20 protein-coding genes and 2 pseudogenes are annotated in these 15891 nt (G+C 64.5%); 4 read left to right on the top strand and 18 right to left on the bottom strand.

Going from position 1 to position 15891, the window contains the following annotated elements:
• Nucleotides 1-79 precede the first annotated feature (79 nt).
• Nucleotides 80-1504, top strand: coding sequence for a DEAD/DEAH box helicase (locus tag NW75_RS11130; RefSeq protein WP_231565143.1), 1425 nt, complete (start codon nucleotides 80-82; stop codon nucleotides 1502-1504).
• Between the two features lie 126 nt (nucleotides 1505-1630).
• Here NW75_RS11130 and NW75_RS24460 read toward each other — a convergent pair whose 3' ends face one another.
• The 9 genes from NW75_RS24460 to NW75_RS11090 form a co-directional block, all read right to left on the bottom strand.
• Nucleotides 1631-1795: a hypothetical protein gene (locus NW75_RS24460; protein WP_156143024.1), complete on the bottom strand. Its 165-nt coding sequence runs from the start codon at nucleotides 1793-1795 to the stop codon at nucleotides 1631-1633.
• Complete coding sequence (locus tag NW75_RS11125) at nucleotides 1795-1983, bottom strand: hypothetical protein (RefSeq protein ID WP_033965283.1); 189 nt, start codon at nucleotides 1981-1983, stop codon at nucleotides 1795-1797. The genes NW75_RS24460 and NW75_RS11125 overlap by 1 nt, the downstream gene beginning before the upstream one ends.
• 31 nt (nucleotides 1984-2014) lie before the next feature.
• Nucleotides 2015-2338, bottom strand: coding sequence for a hypothetical protein (locus NW75_RS11120; RefSeq protein WP_033965282.1), 324 nt, complete (start codon nucleotides 2336-2338; stop codon nucleotides 2015-2017).
• Nucleotides 2339-2340: 2 nt separating this feature from the next.
• Complete coding sequence (locus NW75_RS11115; protein ID WP_052192368.1) at nucleotides 2341-2712, bottom strand: DUF5983 family protein; 372 nt, start codon at nucleotides 2710-2712, stop codon at nucleotides 2341-2343.
• Nucleotides 2713-2767: 55 nt separating this feature from the next.
• Entirely contained in the window at nucleotides 2768-4162 is a 1395-nt protein-coding gene (locus tag NW75_RS11110) for an ATP-binding protein (protein WP_231565142.1), read from the bottom strand.
• A 481-nt stretch (nucleotides 4163-4643) separates the two neighbouring features.
• The gene (locus tag NW75_RS11105) at nucleotides 4644-4844 is read right to left on the bottom strand and encodes a hypothetical protein (RefSeq protein WP_033965281.1); all 201 of its coding nucleotides are present in this window, start codon (nucleotides 4842-4844) and stop codon (nucleotides 4644-4646) included.
• A gap of 55 nt (nucleotides 4845-4899) precedes the next feature.
• Entirely contained in the window at nucleotides 4900-5547 is a 648-nt protein-coding gene (locus NW75_RS11100) for a hypothetical protein (RefSeq protein ID WP_033965280.1), read from the bottom strand.
• Nucleotides 5548-5630: 83 nt separating this feature from the next.
• On the bottom strand, nucleotides 5631-6764 hold the full coding sequence (locus NW75_RS11095) for a phosphoadenosine phosphosulfate reductase domain-containing protein (RefSeq protein WP_033965279.1): 1134 nt from the start codon (nucleotides 6762-6764) through the stop codon (nucleotides 5631-5633).
• Between the two features lie 22 nt (nucleotides 6765-6786).
• Entirely contained in the window at nucleotides 6787-7263 is a 477-nt protein-coding gene (locus NW75_RS11090; protein WP_033965277.1) for a hypothetical protein, read from the bottom strand.
• A gap of 304 nt (nucleotides 7264-7567) precedes the next feature.
• Between NW75_RS11090 and NW75_RS28260 the strand changes: the two are divergent.
• Nucleotides 7568-8083, top strand: a pseudogene (locus NW75_RS28260) (AraC family transcriptional regulator ligand-binding domain-containing protein); the annotation flags it as partial.
• Between the two features lie 248 nt (nucleotides 8084-8331).
• Here NW75_RS28260 and NW75_RS26410 read toward each other — a convergent pair.
• On the bottom strand, nucleotides 8332-8556 hold the full coding sequence (locus NW75_RS26410) for a hypothetical protein (RefSeq protein WP_231565140.1): 225 nt from the start codon (nucleotides 8554-8556) through the stop codon (nucleotides 8332-8334).
• A gap of 29 nt (nucleotides 8557-8585) precedes the next feature.
• Between NW75_RS26410 and NW75_RS11080 the strand changes: the two genes are divergently transcribed.
• Both NW75_RS11080 and NW75_RS11075 read left to right on the top strand, forming a co-directional pair.
• Nucleotides 8586-9605 (top strand): SDR family oxidoreductase, encoded by a 1020-nt coding sequence (locus NW75_RS11080; RefSeq protein ID WP_197057791.1) that lies wholly within the window; start codon nucleotides 8586-8588, stop codon nucleotides 9603-9605.
• Between the two features lie 561 nt (nucleotides 9606-10166).
• Nucleotides 10167-10358 carry a hypothetical protein gene (locus NW75_RS11075; protein WP_033965274.1) on the top strand — a complete coding sequence of 64 codons (192 nt, stop codon included), beginning with the start codon at nucleotides 10167-10169 and terminating at the stop codon, nucleotides 10356-10358.
• A gap of 78 nt (nucleotides 10359-10436) precedes the next feature.
• On the opposite strand, the gene NW75_RS24455 is transcribed toward NW75_RS11075, so the two are convergent.
• From NW75_RS24455 to NW75_RS11040, 8 genes and pseudogenes are all read right to left on the bottom strand, one after another.
• Nucleotides 10437-11135, bottom strand: coding sequence for a DUF5983 family protein (locus NW75_RS24455; RefSeq protein WP_156143022.1), 699 nt, complete (start codon nucleotides 11133-11135; stop codon nucleotides 10437-10439).
• A gap of 65 nt (nucleotides 11136-11200) precedes the next feature.
• The gene (locus tag NW75_RS11065) at nucleotides 11201-12073 is read right to left on the bottom strand and encodes a Mom family adenine methylcarbamoylation protein (RefSeq protein ID WP_033965273.1); all 873 of its coding nucleotides are present in this window, start codon (nucleotides 12071-12073) and stop codon (nucleotides 11201-11203) included.
• 55 nt (nucleotides 12074-12128) lie between these two features.
• A complete protein-coding gene (locus tag NW75_RS11060; protein WP_033965271.1) occupies nucleotides 12129-12908 on the bottom strand; it encodes a PRTRC system ThiF family protein in 780 nt (259 codons plus the stop codon).
• Complete coding sequence (locus tag NW75_RS11055) at nucleotides 12898-13557, bottom strand: PRTRC system protein A (protein ID WP_033965269.1); 660 nt, start codon at nucleotides 13555-13557, stop codon at nucleotides 12898-12900. Before NW75_RS11055 ends, NW75_RS11060 begins: the two co-directional genes overlap by 11 nt.
• A pseudogene (locus NW75_RS26405) lies at nucleotides 13554-14095 on the bottom strand (hypothetical protein). Before NW75_RS26405 ends, NW75_RS11055 begins: the two are co-directional and overlap by 4 nt.
• Before the next feature lie 280 nt (nucleotides 14096-14375).
• Nucleotides 14376-14921: a hypothetical protein gene (locus tag NW75_RS26400; RefSeq protein ID WP_231565139.1), complete on the bottom strand. Its 546-nt coding sequence runs from the start codon at nucleotides 14919-14921 to the stop codon at nucleotides 14376-14378.
• A gap of 414 nt (nucleotides 14922-15335) precedes the next feature.
• Nucleotides 15336-15560: a hypothetical protein gene (locus tag NW75_RS23760; RefSeq protein ID WP_081988734.1), complete on the bottom strand. Its 225-nt coding sequence runs from the start codon at nucleotides 15558-15560 to the stop codon at nucleotides 15336-15338.
• A gap of 2 nt (nucleotides 15561-15562) precedes the next feature.
• Nucleotides 15563-15769, bottom strand: coding sequence for a PRTRC system protein C (locus tag NW75_RS11040; protein ID WP_025546410.1), 207 nt, complete (start codon nucleotides 15767-15769; stop codon nucleotides 15563-15565).
• Nucleotides 15770-15891: the final 122 nt, after the last annotated feature.

Raw genomic sequence — 15891 nt, 5'->3', positions numbered from 1 at the left:
TGTGCGGATGCCGGTGGAGGACGAGCATGCCGCCGAGCCCTGGCGGATGACACCGTCCCGGCGGCCGCCCTTGTTGCCTGTGGCCGAACCGCTGTCTGGGACACTCGATATCGTGCTGGGCGATCAGGTCTACATCGACCGGACTGGGTTGCCGGCGGCGCTAACCGCGCAGATCGTCAGGCTCGCGGCGTTCCAGAATCCCGAGTTCTATCGGGCGCAGGCGATGCGCCTGCCGACGTTCGGCAAGCCGAGGATCATCTCCTGCGCGGAGCTTCACCAGAAACATATCGGGCTGCCGCGAGGATGCCTCGACGAACTGGTCGCGCTTATCGCTGCTCATGGAAGCACTGTCAGGATCGACGACCAGCGAATGGCAGGGACTCCGCTCCCGGACGGTCTGTCGTTCCAGGGTGATCTCGAAGAACCCCAGCAAAAGGCGGTCGACGCGCTCGATCCGCATGATGATGGGGTGCTGGCCGCGACAACGGCGTTCGGCAAGACGGTGGTAGCCGCACACCTCATCGCAAAGCGGCAGGTCAATACACTCGTGCTCGTCCATCGCAAGGAACTGCTCAGCCAATGGGTCGAACGGCTGCGAACGTTCCTCAATATCGATCCGAAGCTGATCGGGACGATCGGCGGCGGCAAGCGGAAGCCTACAGGCGTGATCGACGTGGCGCTGATACAGAGCCTCGTAAGGCACGGCGAGGTCTCGGATCTGGTTGGCGATTATGGTCACCTCATCGTCGATGAGTGCCATCACCTGTCCGCGGCGAGCTTCGAGCTTGTGGCTCGGCGCGCCAAGGCCAGGTTCGTGCTCGGCCTGTCCGCAACGGTTGCGCGCAAGGATGGGCATCAGCCGATCATCTTCATGCAGTGCGGCCCGATCCGCTATCGGGTGGATGCGCGAACCCAGGCTGCCCGCCGCGGGATCGCCCATCGCACACGGCAACGACGCACGGCATTCCGGCTGCCGCAGCCGCTCGCGATCATGGACAGACCGCCGATGCCGGCGGTTTATGCCGCGCTGGCGCAGGACGTGGCCCGAAACGATCTTATCTTCGATGACGTGCTGCGTGCCTTGGAGGCGAAGCGGTCGCCGGTAATCCTGACAGAGCGCAAGGACCATCTCGAATATCTGCAGGGCCGGTTATCCCGGTTCGTGCGGAACCTCGTGGTGTTGCGGGGTGGAATGAGCGCGGCGGAACGCAAGGTAGCGGACGCCGCACTGCGTGTGCCTGACAGCGAGGAGCGGCTTATTCTCGCAACGGGCCGCTACATCGGCGAAGGGTTCGATGACGACCGTCTCGACACGCTGTTCCTGACCATGCCGATCTCCTGGAAAGGGACGCTCGCCCAGTATGTAGGGCGCCTGCATCGCCGGCACGCGGGGAAAACTGACGTGCTCGTCTATGACTATATCGACGATGCGGTCCCGATGCTCTCGCGCATGGCCGCCAAGCGCCAGGCCGGATATCGCGCGCTCGGCTACAGCATCGAGTAATCTGGGGGTGGAATCATTTATCGATTCTCGGAAGCCGCCGGCGAATCGAGAACCGATTCTGCGAATGAGATTAATGGTTCTCGACGGTCGCCGGACGCCGCCCGCAACCGTCAACGTCATATGCGCTTATCGATTCTCCACAGAGCGCTCGACGCCGGTATCGGCCGTCAAGACGACGGACAGGGGGAGGCTTCGAGCGACCCATTCAATAATGAGGGCGGTGGAATCGACGCCCATGCCCCAAGCTGCGACGACGGGCTGGTTCGGTGTAAAGCCGCGCGCGGCGTTCATCACGCCACCCAAGCCAATATCAGATCGTCGTCGGCGGGGCGACGGGCTGTTACCCGAAACGGCTGCAGCGGCGTGCCCGTGCGAATGACGAATTGATCGACATGGGTTTCGCGGCGCAATTGGGTTGCGACAGCGTAGCACCGTTCGAACGTGGTCAGTCGGTGGCGCAAGGGGGACAGCGCGGACATGGTCGGCTCCTGTGGCGAATATCGAGAACGGTCAGGCGTCCGGGCAGCGGGCGCGCCATGCGAGAAAGCGCTGGAGCGGTTGTGGCCCGTCCAGGGTTGGTGAAGGCGCGAAATAGCGCCGCGCGAGCTTTTCCCAGGTGCGCCTAGAAAAGGCAGCGCCTGATATGGCGTGCATGGGCGGCGGGTCGGTTTGAGCGTCGACGCGCGCTGGACCCGGGTCCGCGTCGGGGTCAAACTCCAGAATGGCTGCCATCGACCGCTCCTCGTCGTTCAACGCGATGTCGAGCGTCGCGAGTTCGAGCTGGACGGTGGTGTCGTCATACGCTGCATGGCGGTCGGCTGGGTGCTGATGCATGGTCACATCCTGTCCTGCGAAAGGGTGATCGGGGGGACGGCTCGCAAGGCATCGTCTTCGAAAGTTGGGAATTTGCTGGAAGGTGGCTCGTCGCAATCAAAGGAGATCCAGCTGGCACCGGAATCATGGGCAGAGGCGAGTAAGCCCCAGAGGTCCGGCGACAGCGTGTCAGGACGTTCGAAAGGGGTATCAAGAAAGCCGAGGTGAACAGAGAAGCCATATTGATGCGGTTCGATCGACAGATCGGGATGATCGACGATTACGCGCCCGCGACGTCGCGGCGACCTCGCGATCAGCGCGTCGATTTCGGCACGTTCGTCAGCCGGAAGATGGGCAGTTGAGCAGATGCAGATGTGCAAGCGGCGCATGGCCATCTCCGCGAATCGGATTGAAACTGGCAAACCCGGTGACGTGCCTGGGTCCGGGCCGTCAGTTGGAGGCGGCTTCGGGAAGGAAGGATAGAGCCACGGCGCCAGCCCCTGCGATCAGGCTGATCGATCGGCCGGCGGGGATCAGCCAGACGATTTCGTCGGCGATCGCATCACGGATTCGTTCGAGCAGCGCCTCTTCTTCGCCAAGGAGGATCTCGTTGGCGATGTGCCGCGCGGCCTGTTCGAATGCGCGATGCTGCGTGTCCCAGCTATCGCTGTCGTGATCCTCGTCATAGCTGAAGGATGAAGCGTCGATCAGCCAGGCCAGCGTTCCGGGCGTGATCGCGGCGGTCCGGCTGACCAGGACCACCGCTTCGTCGAGGCTGCCATAGCCGCCGTTCCGACAGACCAATGCTTCGACCGGCAAGAGATGGTTCTGGCTCGCGTCGGACGCATCGGGGAGTTCGATCGTGACGTCGAGCGTGATCGAATCGACGCGTCCGGAGACAAATTCGGGGGGAAGAACGTCTTCGTCCGCATAGCGCAGGATTCTGTCGCCCGTATCGATGGCGAACGCTATCTCAGCAACGCGCGGGAGCGCGTCATACCAGCTATAACCGGCGAAGGCGTCCCTGGCGCGAACGGGCCGTCGGCCGAGCGGCGAACCGTTGGAGAACGCCTGCGCGGCGCCCTGGTCAATATCCGGCTCGTAGTTATCCAAGAGGACCATCGGTTCGTTGACGACAGGTTCGCCAGACGGCAGGCCGTGCCCATCTGCGGTCTGGGGTGCCCAGGCTTCGAGCCAGGCTGCGGCCTCCGGCATCTGGACGCCGAGGTCATTCGCGCGGCGCCACGATGCAAAGGATAGCCTGTGGCTTTCGCGGGCAGCGAAAGCGCGGAAAATGGTGCGTTCCGCCGCTATTTTGAGCGCCTCAAGAGCCTCGTTCTGCACCATTTCCTTGTGGGCCGGGAGAACGAGCTGAAGTGCGGGCGAATCGACGATATCGACTTTGACGCTCCAGGGCTCGTGATGATCGGCCTCGGAGACAATCGGGAAGTCGCACCCGACGGTGAGGCCGTGGAAATTGATGCGCGGGCAATCCAGCGGCCGATTGCCGAGACCGCGGAACACACCGATGCGACATCCCTCCCATTGTTCGACATGGATCGCTCCGCCAAGGAAGTCGGCGCGAGGCTGGACGTTGCCGTGCAAGAACACGGGAAGCGGATAATGCAGTGCGCAATGGGCGGCAGCGCCGTCGAGCGCAGTTTCCCAGCTCTCCGGGAAATCGATGAGGATTTCGGTTCCGGCGCCGATGTCGAACGGCTCGACGGCAAGCGGCGCGCCGGTCTCCCAGGCATCCGGGGTGATGACGACGCGCCAGCCCTGCGCGGCCGAACGGGAATAGGAACGGATCTCGACGCGGTGTCCCGCAAGGCTGAACACGCCCATGCCCGCCGGGTCCTCGCGGTCGCGATCTCGGCATTCCAGCCTGAGTCGCCGAGGGTCACGAGCTTGACGGGATCGTCGATCCCCGAACCGTCGTCGCGAACGACAAGTGTCGGATGGCCGGCAAGATCATGGGAGCGGATATCGACATAGGTCGCGGCGGCGCGGCGTGAGTTCTGAAGTAGCTCCGTGAGAATGTCGGACAGGCTTCCGTTGAATAGTCTCGATACCTTCTGGACCAGGGATTGGCCGACGGCGGTTTGGATGGTGGTTGGGAGGGACATGGGCGCGCTCCAGATGGACAACGGACCGATTCCGCCGCCTCGCCTGTCGTTCCCTCCCTCCTCCCAGGCGCGAGCGGTGGCCCGCCGAAACAGGATCGGCCCTGCTTGATGTCGAGCGCAGGGTTGTAGCGGCCGGCGCGAGTTTCGGCCGGCGATCGGACCTAAGAACGGTCCGGGCAGGGGACGTACGAGGCAGCCGTTCACGCGCAGGATGCCGCCTCGGGCAAGTGATCGAGAGAGCGCTCAACGATCGTCGCGTCCGCTTCGCAGTCGGCGCAGAAGGCATAGTCGAAGACCTGGCCCAAAACCCATGTCTGGGAAGTGACGTCCCAGGTCGCCCAAGCATCGCGCATGACGTCTTCGCTGCCGCATTGGCCACAGTGCATGCTTTTCTTGGTCATGATATCCTCCAGATTGAAGTTATTCCGATATGCAGGGACCGCGCGCCCATGCTCTTCAGGCGAAGAGGCGATCAGGTTCGACGGAAGGTGCGGAGAGACGCAGGTCACGGCGGATGCGCGTGGCGAGGCGCTCGGGCTGGACAAGCTCGTGGACCGACGCCCAGTGATTGCGCTCGCCAACATGATCGCGGCGTCCCGCGACGCGGTGGTACATGACCTCCTGGCCGGGGCCCATGCAGCCGAGACTCAGGCGAACCTGGACCTCGGCGCCGTGCAGGACCACGTCACCGCTGACGGCAACGCCGCCATGATGGGAGCGAACGTCATAGCTGTCCGGCGCAAGTCCGAGGGCGTCGGCAAGACGTTTGAGTGCCTTGCGCCCATCGGAGTGGAACAGCGTCTTGGCCGGAGCATCGTAGGCGACGCCCTTGTACGCCAGGGCGATAAGGGCAGGATGACGCCTCAGTTCGGCGATGGCATCCATGCAGGCGCGGCGCAGCTGCATGTCGGCGGGTCCGATCCCCTGGGCGACGGCGCCGAGATGGCGCGCGAGGAGGAGAACGGCGGGATCGTTGTCGCGCGGCCTGCCGGCATTGCGGCAATCCTCGATCGCGGCGGTCAAGGCGTGGAGGCAAGCCGGGAGCGTCGACAGCGCCGAGGGATCGAGGGCCTGGCTGAAGCGGAAGGCGACATCATACGGCATGGGGAAGCTCCGACGGCAAAGCGCACCGTTGCGCGCCCCCTCTCGTCCCCCCTCCCTCCTCGACGAGGCCGGGCAGTTACAGGTCAGGCGGCTCGGATCCTTTTGTTCGGGAGGAGTTCTGCGAAGCGTCGCTGAACCGACCACGCATCGGGATAGCGATCATCAAGGCCGTGCCGTGCCAATATCGGCGCGCGCGCGGTCGCGATCATGCCTGCCTCTTGCAGCGTCGGCAGCCGCGGCGGCCAGCCTCTGACGAACCGAAGGTCGGCCGGCATCGCACGCTCGATCCGCCGCCGTTCGATCGCGTCCCGTTTGGCGTGCGCGACATCCGCCGCGAGCGACAGAGGAAGCAAGTGTGGGGCGACATCCGCCAGCCAGCGTTGCGGCTGGAACGAGAAGGTCGAGTCGGCCTCCATCGAAACGAGATGGCGATAGAGATCGAGATTGTCGGTCGCCCGCGTCGCCGCCTGAAGATCATGGGCGGACCCGAGCACGCAAAAGGCGCAGGACAATCGTGTCGAGCGATAGCGGCAATAGGCCTCGTGCAAAGCGAGATCGTGACGTGCGTGGTAGGCGAAGATGTCGTCTGATGACCAGTCGACCCCGGGGTGCCAGCTGAGCATTCGCGTGCCGGCGGCATTGCCTGCTTTGGCGAACCGGTCGTCGGCGCGTGACACGGGGGTGAAGCGGCGGCTCGGGCTCTCCTCCCGCCGCAAACCAATGACGGAGACGATCGTCTCGCCTTTGTACCGCCGAGCAAGGTCGGGACCGATGACCTGTATTTTCAGTTCACTGGTGCAAAATCTGAGCGACGCCGAGGACCATGGTCCGATGAGATTGTAAGTCGAAAGCGCTTCGTACCGGTTCTTGCCTGACGTGAAGCGTTGTTCCCAGCGGTCGACCATATCGCCCGCGCGCCGGCGCAGGATGAGGAGCGGAAGACCCAGCTGCTGCGCAACCCCTTCGACGAAGGACGGCGTCGATCGCCATTCTGCCTTTCCCAGGTCGGCATGGACGGCGATACGCCGCGTGCGGGGATGGCCGTGGTGGTCAAGCCAGGCCATCGCAGCATGACTTGTCGCCGTGGAGTCCTTGCCCCCGGAGAGGTTGAAAACGAACCATGCATTGCGGCGGACCGCGTCGAAGATTGTCGCGTCGGTAGCGACGTCGCGTTCGGCGCCGTTCGTGTGACAGGCGGCGGTTATGGCGATGCTCATTTCGCGGTCCGAAGTGGTTCGGTCAGGCGACGGCGATCAGGATGTCGACGGCCTGACGGAGGACAGCGTCGTCCGCGCCATTGATGACGACCGCGTCGGGATTGGTTGCGATGACCGCGCGAGTAACGATGGCGAGCGGCCGCTTGCGCAGCGGATATTGAAAGACCTGGTCGCGCTCGACCGTCACGAGGTTCGTGCGCAACAGACGCTTCAGCCGGCGATATTCGAGTTCACGGGAGAGGAGATCCCCGACCTCGGCTTCGAGGTCCGGCTCGAGGGTAAGGCCGTGGATCACGCGCGCCGGGCGGTTGGCCTTGAGCCATGCGTTGACCTGGGCTTCGGTCCATTGTCCGACCTGATGATAGAAATCGCATCCGCCATGGCCCTGATTGCGAGCGTGGAAGGCAAGCTCGTCATTGATCCAGACATCGGCGGTGAAAGCGCTCGTTTCTTGCGAGAGCGCGGCGCTGTAGGTGATGTTACGCAGGGCGATCTTCATGGTGGAGGCTCCAAGGGACGCTCCTAATCCGGGGAGCGCACTGACCTCCCCACTCCTCTTTCCGATTCAGTTCGTGCCCGGTGGGCTCTCGCCCGCGGCAGTCTTGTGTGAGCGATAAATGCGGAGTGGGCGGCGACTTGCGCGAGGTACATCGTTCCCAACGCGCTCGTTACACGTCGGCTTTTAGCAGGAGCCGACGTTCGCGCGTTCGCCAGCGCTGCTTTCCGGAATGAACAAGGTGCGAAGTGGACGATTTGGCGCGATCGGATTTGTAGGCGGTGTCCGGTCGGCCTAGGTTCCTGCCATGCAGAGCACCGACACCTTCTCGTTGTCACGAGGCGTCCTTACGAAGCTCGGCATCCCGATCGAGCGATTGTGCATACGTGCCGGCGTGGTGCCGTCCTTCGCGTGGATCACGAGCGACTTTTTTCCGTATCTGGCTGCAGCCGAGGAGGAGCTCGACGACCCGTCCGCGGGCATTCGCTTTGGTGCCGAAGGGATCGCACGCGGCTATGGCATCGCCTCGATCGTCGCATTGCACGCTCCTGATTTTCGCAACGCGCTCAGGGCGCTCTCCCGATACAAGCGCCTGACCTGCCCCGAACTCGTCGAGGTCGAGATCGCAGGTGACGAGGCAGTCGTCAGCTATCGCTGGCTCCAGGCGACGGGAGCGGTGCCGCGCCTGCTCGTCGATATGACCATGGCCTCGCTGCACGAACTCGCCCGGCGGGGCACCGCCGGGAAGGTTGCACCGATTCGGCTCGAACTGGCGCGCCGCCCTGCCGATGGGGCGCTCCTGCGGCGCCACTTCGAATGCCCGATCATCTTCGGGGCAGCGCATGACGCGATGGTGTTCGATCGAGCCGCGCTCGATATACCGTTCCTCACTGCGGACGGTGGTGCCTTTGCGCATGTGCTGGATGGCCTGGAACAGCGCGTCCGCGACGGAGAGGGCTTCTCCCGGCTCGTGGGCGAGGTACGCGTTGCGATCGCACGGCAACTGAGCGAGGGGGGGCGGCCCAGTGTCGCGGCGGTGGCGCGGCGTCTCAAGGTCAGCAGCCGCACGCTTCAGCGCCGCCTCGACGAGAGCAAGACGAGCTTCCAGCAGCAACTCGCGGGGGTGAGGCGGACCATGGCGAGCCGCTCCTCGCCGCCACCGAGCTCGATACGGTGGCGATCGCCATGCTGCTTGGCTTCGTGGAGCCCAATTCGTTCGCCCGCGCCTTCCGCGGCTGGGAGCGGACGACTCCGATGCGCTGGCGTGAGCGAGAAGCCAGCGATCACCGCTTTCACGAAGGAACCCCGTCATGAGCCAGAAGCGGGTGCTGGTCACCGGTGGCTCCGGCTTCATCGCCGGGCACTGTATCCTCCAGCTCCTTGAGCAAGGCCACCTCGTCCGCGCCACCGTCCGATCGCTCGCGACGGAAACAGTGGTGCGCGGCGTTCTTGAGGATGCGGGCATGGTCGATGGCGACAGGCTGAGCTTCGTCACGGCGGATCTCACGAGCGACGAAGGCTGGGCAGAAGCCGTTGCCGATGCCGACGTCGTTCTGCACGTTGCGTCTCCGGTACAACCCGGGCACGTCGCCAACGAAGACGATGTGATCGTCCCCGCTCGCGAAGGCACGCTGCGCGTGCTGCGAGCGGCACGCGACGCGGGGGTGAAGCGCGTCGTTCTCACCTCGGCATTCCACGCAGTGAGCTGGGGACACCCGCATAGCGATCATGTGTTCACCGAAGCTGACTGGACCGTTCTCGATGGCCCGGGCGTCGATGCGTACGGCAAGAGCAAAACCCTCGCCGAACGCGCGGCATGGGACTTCATCGGCGCCGAGGGTGGCGCGCTGGAGCTGACCACGATGCTGCCGGTCGCAGTCATCGGGCCAGTGATGGGCAAGGACGTCTCCGGCGCCAACCACATAATCCAGCGCATGCTCGACGGCGCGATGCCGGCCGTCCCGAACCTGTTCATCCCGATCGTCGACGTCCGCGACGTGGCCAGCGCGCACATCATGGCGATGACCAATCCGGCCGCCGCGGGCGAGCGGTTACTGATCTCAAACGGCCGCGCGCTCGCGCTGAAGGAGATTGGCTCGGTCATCAAGGCGACGCTCGGCGACGCGGCGAAGCGCGTGCCGACCCGCTCGATCCCCGACTTCGTCGTGCGCATCGCGGCGCGTTTCAATGCCGGGATGCGTCCGTTCGTGCCCGACCTCGGCTATGCGAAGAAGACCTCGAACGACAAAGCGCGGCGGGTGCTCGGTTGGATACCACGCGACCCCCGTGAGGCGATCGTCGCGGCGGCGACGAGTATGGTCAGGAAGGGGTTGATCAAGGCGTGATCTCACACGATGAGCTCGCGATGATGGTGGGCGTCTGCTGAGCAGCCTCCACTGGCGAGCACCTCGCGCACGATTCCTGATCAGACAGTTGGCCATAGACAAAATCAGCCGGTTTGCCGGAGGCTGGCGGACGGCTGTCCGGAGTGCGGGCGGCAGCGCGGCACCCAACGCAATTATTCGGTAGTGAGCGACAGCTATAGGAGTCCCTATACCCGACGGAAAAGGTGCATTCTGGGCGCGCTGCTGACCGAACGCTTTCTGACCAGCGAACGGCCGTTCCTGTCTGGAGCAGACGTTTACGCGCACACCGACGTATGCTTTAGGCGGGCCGCGAACAGAGAACTCAACTATACGGCCAACTCTACCCGGACCTACCTGGAATCGCGTGATTTAGTGAAGCTCGTCAGCTTAGTCTCTTCCCGGCATAAATCCCGGACCGGGGGGGTTCAGGCGCGGCCGGCCGGATGGTATGGTGGGATCCGTCGCCTCGCCATCGACTGGATCGAGCGCGAGGCGCCGATCTAATGTATCCACCGAGCGTGGCTATGGACCGAGATTGCGATGCGTGAACTGGATGAAGAAGAAACGCTGCTCCTGCGCCATCTGGATGGGGGTATTCCCACCCGCGATCTGATCGTCATCGTTCGGGATCTCGGCGAGATACTGCGTAACCGGGGGCATGTGATTCAGGCCAACGTCGCTGAAATCGCTGCTGACCGGCTCCAGTTGCTCAGCGCGCGCGTGGAAGCGTGATCCTTCCAAAAGCATGGTGATCTATTGCCACGCTTAGCGCAACACGGCCCCCCTTCTCGGCGCTATAAGCGGATGTTCCTACCAGTTGTGGACTGGGAGTTCGTCGGTGGTGCCAGCGTCGCAATCAAACAGGACGTGGTCGAAGCCGCGGTCCCGGCCAAAGCAAATGGCGGCAAGCAGGTCGCCCGGGAGTTGGCCTTGCGTCGCGGGGTCGATCTGCCGGGTCGGCACGAACCAACCATAGATGCTGCTGGCGACATTGAGCGGACGATCGGTCGCCATTTTTGAACACCAATGGTCGAGCAAATCGGCGGTCGATGTCGAAAGATGAGCGGTGGCGAGAACGCAATACCAGCCGGTTTCGAGCATGTACCTGGCAGCAGGAGGCGATGCGCCAAGTTCGATCCGATCGGTCGAGAGATACTCGTTTTCACGGTTGTCGAAATAGACGCCGGCGACGGCTTCGTCGTCGAGCGTGGCGGGATCGCGAGGGTCACTGATTTCGGTCCAGCCCTCGCGGCAATAGGCTGCGACTGCGCCCATAAGCCCCGCTCGCGTCAGCGCGACATAGTGATTCAGGCCATGCCGATGTTCGACCGAGGCGATGTGAATCTCCAGCGACCACGGCATTGGCGATCCTGCGACGTGGGATTCGGCGCTGGCCAGTGCCCCCAGCAAGGCAGCGCGGTCGTGCTCGACAAGGCTGGCGGGGTCTTCGATGGCGCGACGCGCGCGCGCCAGCAACCGCGCGAGATCGCGTTTCGACGTGTCGGTCATGACAGTTCCTCATCGTATCGGGCGAGCAATCGCCGATTTCGGCCATGGGCGGTGCTCGGCTGAGGTCAGGCAGCCTCGGCAAAAAGCGGTGGAAGCGTCACGTCGCCTTCGAGCGCGCGCCGATCGAGGACAGGATATGCCAAATCGGGCACCTTGCGCGCCGCGAGCTTGGCGGCGCGGGTCAGTGGGAAGAGATAGGCGTGGCAGCCGGGATGGCGCTGTCGGCGAAGGAAGCCGGTCCGTTCAAGATCGGTGAGCCAAGCGGCGCGATCTTCGCCAAATCCTGGTGGTCGGGCGCCGGCGCGAACAAGATCGTCCATGGCGTAGCGTTGTCCGCATTCCGCGTTGCGGATCTTGGAGACCGCGCGCGAGGAGATTGGGCGGCCGTTCGGCAGGATGAGATCGGTGCGCGGGCTTGAGCGCCCGACGTATCGGCTTCCCATGACCGCATAGAGTCCACCCACATGTCCCGGCAGGAACACGTGCCCGCCCTCGTCAACCCTTCGAACGGGGTCGGCGTAGGAGATGACGGAAAGAATCTCCGGTTTCTCGCGGCGCAGGATGCGGAAAGCGCAGGATACGAGGAAAGATTCAGCGTTGCCGCCTTGGGCTTGGTCGATCACGAGCCGGCCGAGGTCGCAGGCGGTGCGCGGATCGGAGAGTCCTGCCGTCTTGGGGACGCTGGCATTGTTGACCGGGTGCGAGAAGACGCAGACCCCGACAAGCTCCGATCGGCCACCCTTGCCATTGGCGAAAAGGCCAATCGAGAGGCGAGCGACCGGCATGGATGCGGCATAATGGTGCGCTTTGACGAAAGGTGCCGCGTGCAAGCGCGTGTCGATCACGTCGACGGAAAGGCGCGCGGGATCGATTTCGCTGGCGTTCGGGATCCAGCGGCAGCGGCGGTCGCGCCACCGCTGCGTGCGGGTGGTGAGCATCGTGCGATCTCCTGTATGATCACCGTCTGCGCCCCCCCTTCCCTCTCTTGAGCCATCATTGATCGGCGCGAGGGTTTGGAGGTTCGACCGAGGGCAGCGGGATTGGGACGGCTTGACCGCTAGCCAGATTGAGGAAGGCTCCGGCGTGGCCGATGGAACCGCGTCCGAGAAGATCGAATAACAGCGCCAGCGCGTGGCTGGCGAGGACCCGGTTGACGAACAGGGACTGGCGTTCGAGCGCCTCAGCAACCGAGCAGGACGGTGCATCGTCGTCGGCCACGCTCTCGTCGGCAAGTTCCGGAAAGGCCTCGAGCACGGTGGAAAGTCGTCCGGATCGTTCGTCGGCGCGCGACGGACAGCCGATTAGAAATTGGCCGTCGCTGGCGCGGTTTCCGAGATCCATCCAGTAAGCAGGCGTCGCCTTGCCATTCGCGATCGCTGTGCCAAGCGCTCGCCGTGCGGAGGCGGTATCGACGCAACTGATCAGGAGATCGATGCCTTCGAGCCCTATTGCACCAGGCGCGCGGCCATGAACCGCCCTCCAGTCAAGTCCGTGCGCGAGGTTGATCCGTTCGGCGAGTGTGCGCGCCTTTGAGTTGCCGATGTCGCACCGGTAGAATGGCTGGCGGCCAAGATTCGCCTCGGTGACGATATCGTCGTCGACCACAGTGACGTCGAGCGAACGCGAGGAGATCGCGCGCAGCGCCGTATCGAGTGAGGCGAGACCCATCAGCATTTGCCCGCCATTTCCGCCGCAACCGACCAGCAGGATGCGGATTGAGCGATTGTCGAAGGTGGCGGGCAGATAGTGGCGCTGCCTGGTCTCAGTTCGCATGGGACTCTCCTGCAAATGGGCTGCGCGGCAGGGGCAGGAACATGCCGCCGGCGCAGAGGCGGGATGCCATCACTGGGCCGTCCGGCTGGTCGAGCCGGCCGAAAACGAGCGATATCTTGGTTGTATGTGAGTCGTCGGCATTATCGGTCGCGCTGAAGAATGCGGGCCCACGACCATGGCTATGGATGTCGCAGATCATATGCCAGTCGGGCGGCAGGGCCGGCGTGCGGTAAACGAGGCGGGAGGGTGTCGCCTCTTCGATGACGGGTAGGTTCACCGTGAAATCCCCGGTCGCTTCGTTCCAGAGCACGAACGCCGCCGCCTCGTTAGGCAGCGATGCGCGGAAGTGGTCGAGAATATACTCGAGATGCTCACGCGGGATCAGGCCGCAGCGCAGGTCGGCCCTCGGCGCGCCGATGCTACCATAGGGAAGATAGGCGGCGATCGGCGGCGTGATAGGCACGTCGAGCGCGAGCCAGGGGCGGCGGAGGATGAGCATCACGCCGTCGGCTCCTACGGCAAGGCCGTGGCCGGACCGGGCGCTGCGAAGCGCTTCGAGGGCGGACGATTTGCCAAGCGGCGGGACCGGATGGCAGGGTACGGCGGCGAGCACCGCGGCTGCGGTCGGATCATCGGCGAGCTTCGTCATACCCGCGCGCTCATGGAAATGAGACTTGCCACGGTTATCTTGGCCGCGACTGCCGCTTTCGCCTGTGGCCGATTCTGCTGTCCACCACGCGAACCGAAGGGCTTGAGACGGCTGACCGGAAAGCGGGTCGCCCGGCGCGCTGCTAGGTCATCCCATAGACGGACGAGGCCGCCCTTTCCGCTGACTGTCAACTCCTGCCCCGGATTGGGGTGCGTCGACCAGGAGTCGAACACCGCGCTCTCATAGGCCGGGATGGACGCGGTGCTGAGCGCTTTCGGCCTCGGGATGTTGCCCCAGCAGAGCGCCCGTTGACGAAAACATTGAGGACCGGGGAGTGCAGCACCGGCGTCGCGGCGTTCGGACGCTCGCTTGCCGCCAGGGCGTAGACGCCGAGGCCCGAGCGCGTGGCGATGAACAGGTGCGCCGGATACGGAACCGGCAGGGTCGTTCGACCGGAGAGCGCCCTGAGGCCGGCGGGAGGAGCCGACAGGGCGAAATAAGCGTGGCGCACTTGTGCCGGGCTCCACCAGGCCAGCATGTCGGGATGGGCAACAAGGATATTGTCCGGCAGGATTTCGGGCACGACGGTGCGGCCGAGCGCCTCGGTCCATTGGCGCAGGTGCGCGCGTGACAGCGGCACGCCCGCGGCGATCGTCGGCCGGCCGTCGCCGTCGTGCTCGACCGCGTGAAAGCTGGCGAACGCCGGACCGCTCTCGCACGAAGCGCCGTAGGGCTTGAGATTGCGTGGCGCCTGGTTCCTGTAGAGCAGGATGGCGTTAGCCAGGACCAGGCCGCCACCGCTGGCTTCGAATTGGGTGCTATGTTCGGACATGAGAGCCTCGAGATATGGGTGGGTCGAACTGGACGAGGTCCTGGGCTGCGAGAAGGAATTGCGCGCCGAGACGCATTGAGGCGAACCAGTCGTCGATACGGCTCGCGTCGGGCAGCGGGCAGATGCCGGCGATGTCCATGAAGCCCATTTCCATGCCCTGCCGCCCGACATCATCGAGCTCCCGCGTGAACTGGTCGAAGGGAACGAGGGTCAACGGCGGCAATGAGGCGCATTCCTCGATGCCCGGAAGATATTCGGAGGCGACCTGGAAGTCGAAGTGCCAGGCGTTGCGTTCGGGCGTCAGGGATCCGAGAGCCTGGTGCGCTTTGCGGAGGTCGGCGAGCTTTCGGCGGAGAGCCGCTGGCAGCCGCGCAGAGGGCGCCGCATTCGCCGCGATCATCCAGTCTGGCCGCCGCGCGTTCATCTCGGATGGCAGCGTCATCCCGTCGAGATCGTCCTCGTCCGCGCCGTGATATGCGATCAGGCACTGCCGGGCGGCTTCGTCGTCGGTTGCGCCTTCCCAGTAATACATCGCGATCTCGTCGAAGAGATCCTGGTAGCCGAAGACGGGAAGCGCTCGGCCGAGGGTGTGCTCGAGCGCCTATATGCGGCAGCGCGCCAGCCGATGGGGGCATCGCTGGTCTCGATCCAGCCAAGGTCGAGTTGCCCCATGCTCTCGCAGACGATGGCGATCGCGGAGGGTCCATCCTCCTCGCTGTGAAGAACGGCGACGCGTAGATCGACAAGTTCGACGGGAGCCAGAATTTCAAGCACCGCGGCGTCGAAAGCGCGCTCGATGTACCGGCGGGCCGCCACACGCGTATAGGATGGCGTCGAATTCTCCCGCGACACGACCCATCGACCGATGAGCTTGTGATGTGGCGCGAGCGGGGCATCGAAGATGGTTGGGATGTCGGTTGAGAGCGCGACGGTGCGTCCTGCAAGCTCAGCCCAAGGGCGGAAGGGGAAGACCTGCAGGGGGCTGGAGCGGCTCGCAGGCGTCGCCCTTGCCGTCGTGCGGGTCGTGGACGATCCGCGCGTGAAGGGCCTGGGCCTGCGGGGTGCAGGCAGGATAGGTGAAGCTGGTCGTGTCGCCATCGTCGGTCTCGATCCATTCGAGGAGCGTCTTGCGGATGGTGGGCGGGATGGCCTCGCCAGGCCTTCGGTACATGGTCAGCCCTTGGTCCCGACGGCGCGCCTGTATTCGATGACGTGAGCCGCGCCCGACACGCCGGCATCGACCGTCTCGGCGTTGAGGATCGCCGGGTAGAGCGTGGCATGATAGGCGCGGAGCGCAGTCGGGTCGTTTGCGAGATGCGGCGGGACCGGGAGGTCGATGCCGTCATAACGATACGCGCGGGTGAGGTGGTTGATCTGCATGGGTGCCTCCGGCTGATGATCATGGAGAAGGTCGTGGCGGTGCATCACCAGAGGCTGGCGGGCTCCTCGGCCGTGGCGTCGACGGGCGGACTGGCGGGAGCGTCGACCTTCGCGCCGGCGGT

It is taken from the genome of Sphingomonas sp. Ant H11 (genome assembly GCF_000797515.1).
Taxonomy (GTDB): domain Bacteria; phylum Pseudomonadota; class Alphaproteobacteria; order Sphingomonadales; family Sphingomonadaceae; genus Sphingomonas.
The sequence above is the reverse complement of the archived record's forward strand: the minus strand, read 5'-3'. Positions and strand labels throughout refer to the sequence as shown.

What these genes read in the sequence shown, in the direction of transcription:
- NW75_RS11105 (WP_033965281.1), bottom strand. Translation starts at nt 4,844, where the DNA reads ATGACCAAGAAAAGCATGCACTGTGGCCAATGCGGCAGCGAAGACGTC.
- NW75_RS11095 (WP_033965279.1), bottom strand. Translation starts at nt 6,764, where the DNA reads ATGAGCATCGCCATAACCGCCGCCTGTCACACGAACGGCGCCGAACGC.
- NW75_RS11040 (WP_025546410.1), bottom strand. Translation starts at nt 15,769, where the DNA reads ATGCAGATCAACCACCTCACCCGCGCGTATCGTTATGACGGCATCGAC.
- NW75_RS24460 (WP_156143024.1), bottom strand. Translation starts at nt 1,795, where the DNA reads ATGAACGCCGCGCGCGGCTTTACACCGAACCAGCCCGTCGTCGCAGCT.
- NW75_RS11060 (WP_033965271.1), bottom strand. Translation starts at nt 12,908, where the DNA reads ATGCGAACTGAGACCAGGCAGCGCCACTATCTGCCCGCCACCTTCGAC.
- NW75_RS24455 (WP_156143022.1), bottom strand. Translation starts at nt 11,135, where the DNA reads ATGACCGACACGTCGAAACGCGATCTCGCGCGGTTGCTGGCGCGCGCG.
- NW75_RS11090 (WP_033965277.1), bottom strand. Translation starts at nt 7,263, where the DNA reads ATGAAGATCGCCCTGCGTAACATCACCTACAGCGCCGCGCTCTCGCAA.
- NW75_RS11120 (WP_033965282.1), bottom strand. Translation starts at nt 2,338, where the DNA reads ATGCATCAGCACCCAGCCGACCGCCATGCAGCGTATGACGACACCACC.
- NW75_RS26400 (WP_231565139.1), bottom strand. Translation starts at nt 14,921, where the DNA reads ATGTATTACTGGGAAGGCGCAACCGACGACGAAGCCGCCCGGCAGTGC.
- NW75_RS11125 (WP_033965283.1), bottom strand. Translation starts at nt 1,983, where the DNA reads ATGTCCGCGCTGTCCCCCTTGCGCCACCGACTGACCACGTTCGAACGG.
- NW75_RS11055 (WP_033965269.1), bottom strand. Translation starts at nt 13,557, where the DNA reads ATGACGAAGCTCGCCGATGATCCGACCGCAGCCGCGGTGCTCGCCGCC.
- NW75_RS11115 (WP_052192368.1), bottom strand. Translation starts at nt 2,712, where the DNA reads ATGGCCATGCGCCGCTTGCACATCTGCATCTGCTCAACTGCCCATCTT.
- NW75_RS11075 (WP_033965274.1), top strand. Translation starts at nt 10,167, where the DNA reads ATGCGTGAACTGGATGAAGAAGAAACGCTGCTCCTGCGCCATCTGGAT.
- NW75_RS23760 (WP_081988734.1), bottom strand. Translation starts at nt 15,560, where the DNA reads ATGTACCGAAGGCCTGGCGAGGCCATCCCGCCCACCATCCGCAAGACG.
- NW75_RS11110 (WP_231565142.1), bottom strand. Translation starts at nt 4,162, where the DNA reads ATGGGCGTGTTCAGCCTTGCGGGACACCGCGTCGAGATCCGTTCCTAT.
- NW75_RS11100 (WP_033965280.1), bottom strand. Translation starts at nt 5,547, where the DNA reads ATGCCGTATGATGTCGCCTTCCGCTTCAGCCAGGCCCTCGATCCCTCG.
- NW75_RS11065 (WP_033965273.1), bottom strand. Translation starts at nt 12,073, where the DNA reads ATGCTCACCACCCGCACGCAGCGGTGGCGCGACCGCCGCTGCCGCTGG.